The organism is Bacillus sp. JJ1127 (assembly GCF_036965845.1).
Lineage (GTDB): Bacteria > Bacillota > Bacilli > Bacillales > Bacillaceae_G > Bacillus_A.
Genome location: NZ_JBALQK010000398.1, coordinates 537 through 3226, shown reverse-complemented (window position 1 = coordinate 3226; position 2690 = coordinate 537). Strand labels below are relative to the sequence as shown.

Annotated in this window: 2 protein-coding genes and 1 pseudogene; 1 reads left to right on the top strand and 2 read right to left on the bottom strand. The window is 29.3% G+C overall.

The features are described from left to right. A partial coding sequence (locus V7183_RS25085) for an acyltransferase family protein (RefSeq protein ID WP_335361228.1) occupies positions 1-960 on the bottom strand: 960 nt, incomplete at its 3' end. A 477-nt stretch (positions 961-1437) separates the two neighbouring features. On the opposite strand from V7183_RS25085, the pseudogene V7183_RS25080 reads away from it, so the two are divergent. After that, positions 1438-1612, top strand: a pseudogene (locus V7183_RS25080) (IS3 family transposase); the annotation flags it as partial. A 160-nt stretch (positions 1613-1772) separates the two neighbouring features. Here the strand turns inward: V7183_RS25080 and V7183_RS25075 are convergent. Then, entirely contained in the window at positions 1773-2402 is a 630-nt protein-coding gene (locus V7183_RS25075) for a hypothetical protein (RefSeq protein WP_335361227.1), read from the bottom strand. Positions 2403-2690 lie beyond the last annotated feature (288 nt).

Below are 2690 nucleotides of genomic sequence, written 5' to 3'. Positions count from 1 at the left end.
ATGATACAAATAAAGACTGTAAGAAATTTTCCCTAGATATAATAAATACTTGTTACATAGTAAGGATGAAACAGTTGGTACTGAAAGACTTAATATAATGAATAGGCATGCACTAATCGCTACTGCGTAATCCCGAAACAAAAAATTGTTTAACACTTTAATTTCTCCAATAATCCCTTCATACATATAAAACAAAGCGGCCAATATAAGCCATAAGAATTTCATATTTTTAGTACAATTACTACAAAACACTATTAAATTATTTTTATATTTTGCAACTAATGCCCCTAATAGAAACAACACAGTGTAATGTAGTGTTAATGCATAACTTGTTAATGTTAAGTGAGATTGATTTAAATACAATATCGAGATAGCACATACGCTTAAACTAAGCAAAGCCAGTAATGAAGATCGAACTGTTTTACGCAAGCAAACGAATAAAACTAATGGGAAGATAATAGAGATTCTCATTTCATGAACAAGAGACCAAATAACACTATTATATGCATCAGTATTATATTTCCCAATCAATAAAATATGCTGCATAATTAGATTTGAAGAGTATTTTATCGTCCACGAGCGATTAAACCATTCGCTTAAATAAGAAATACCATATTGACTCATTGTAAGCTGGCACAAAATAGCTATTATTATTGCCACAACGTATGGGATATATATCCTACATACACGCTTTAAAAAATATGCTCCATAACTACTGTAGTTCTTTTGAATAGATCCATATAGGACAAACCCACTCAAAATAAAAAAGACAATAACTGACTCGTTACCACTACTAAAAATAATGCGAGCAGGTGTTTCTTTCAATAGGTATACAACAAATGGTTCTTTATCTTCATAACGATAATTTTGATATGCTGAAAAAATCATAAGATGATGTCCAATCATCACTAAAAGTGAAGAAATCCCTCGTATAGAATCTAACTCCTTATATCTCTTCAGTGTTGCGACATCACTATTCATATTCCTCTCCTTCTTTTTCATTCCAAAATTCTTTTTTATTAGCCTTTACAATTACAGCTTATGGATTCTAAAACTATGGTCTTTCGTCACAATGAATATATTATAACTCGTCAAAAATATTCTGAATAGTAAGTTTTTTACATTTGTATATACCAATATTTTCCTTTGGTTATTTTTGTTAACTTAATAACTTAAATTTTGAGTAATGATTGCTTGTTTTTCAGCTGAAATACCAACAGCTATATACATTCTCTATTCTTGTTTTTATATTTCAATTATTTAATATTTAATTATTGAAAAGAATAGAACTTACATAAAAATCTATTGAAAATTCCTCTTCTTATCGTGCAATTACACATATATTAACAAAATGCCAAACGAAGATATTCAAACTTTATTACGAATTCATGGTCAGTTACTTTCTCATTTACAAGAAATTGATTGTAAATAAAAGTGGAATCGTTTTTTGGACATACAAAAAATGAATTACAGTATAAAACGTGTCAAACATTTGAATCTCTTCAACTTGCCATTCAAAATTATATGGAGGATTATAATCATTATCGCTATCAGTGGACACTAAAAAAGATGGCTCCGGTAAGAATACCGAAACCATCTTTTAAGTGCTTAATTTTTCATGGTCTTTTTATTAAACTGTCCATTTTATAGGATACAGTTCATTTTACTACCAACTTAATTTTTCCGTGTTTATTACACGTCTGTACAAATGTGAGAAGCTTACTACCTATTCATACGGAATAAAATTTTGTTTTCGAGTTTTCCTTTTTCAATTACACAAACAAAACATTTCTTTGCGCTCCTTCAAGAACCCCCTCTTGAATTTGTTGTACAAACTTGTAAATTGTTTGCTCTTTCTGCAAAGAGAATATTTCTTGTTCATTCATATAAGCTGCATAGCAATATTTCCATAGTAATGCGATTTTCTCAATTTCATTTCCCTTTTTAAGTAACACATCTTTTTGTATATGATCTACAAATGAATTAGCCCCATATACATATTCCACTTTTATTTGATTAACAATGAATGACAATATCTTTTTAGATTGAAACCGAATGATCCCTTCTTCTTCCATCTCTTTTAACACATCCATAAATATTTCATTCACTATTTTTTGTTCCGTACCAAAATAGTAAATCCATTCTTTACATGTACGTGTTTCATTATTTTGTAAGAATAACATAAGACTATTAAAACACGGACCTTTTATATCTTGATCTTTTACAATTTCTATTACATCCTTTTGATTTACATGTATATAACCGTTTTCCAGCAATTCTAAAATCATTATTCCAGTGCTATATAAAGGTAAACTATATGTGTAACGACTATTTATTACAATTGGTTGTTCTGCCAGATAGTTACTAATAAAACCTTTTGTCATCGTCCCCATTCTCTTCATCTTTGCCTCCCCCTCCATTCAATCTTCTCTAATCAAATTATGATAATATAAAATGAAGTGACCATTTCTTTCCTACAACTGTTATTATAAATATAGTATAAAAATACGAGAAGAATGCACTTTTTTGATAGAAAGTATCCTCAAGGATACTGAAATGGGGAGAAAAGAGGATTCAGCAATTACAAAAAGAATCATAATCGAATGCCCTTACAAAAAAATAAGGAGATGCGTTCAAATTACGTCATCTCCTGCTCATACCTATATAAATTCACTTTAATTTTTCGACAT

What these genes read in the sequence shown, in the direction of transcription:
- V7183_RS25075 (WP_335361227.1), bottom strand. Translation starts at nt 2,402, where the DNA reads ATGAAGAGAATGGGGACGATGACAAAAGGTTTTATTAGTAACTATCTG.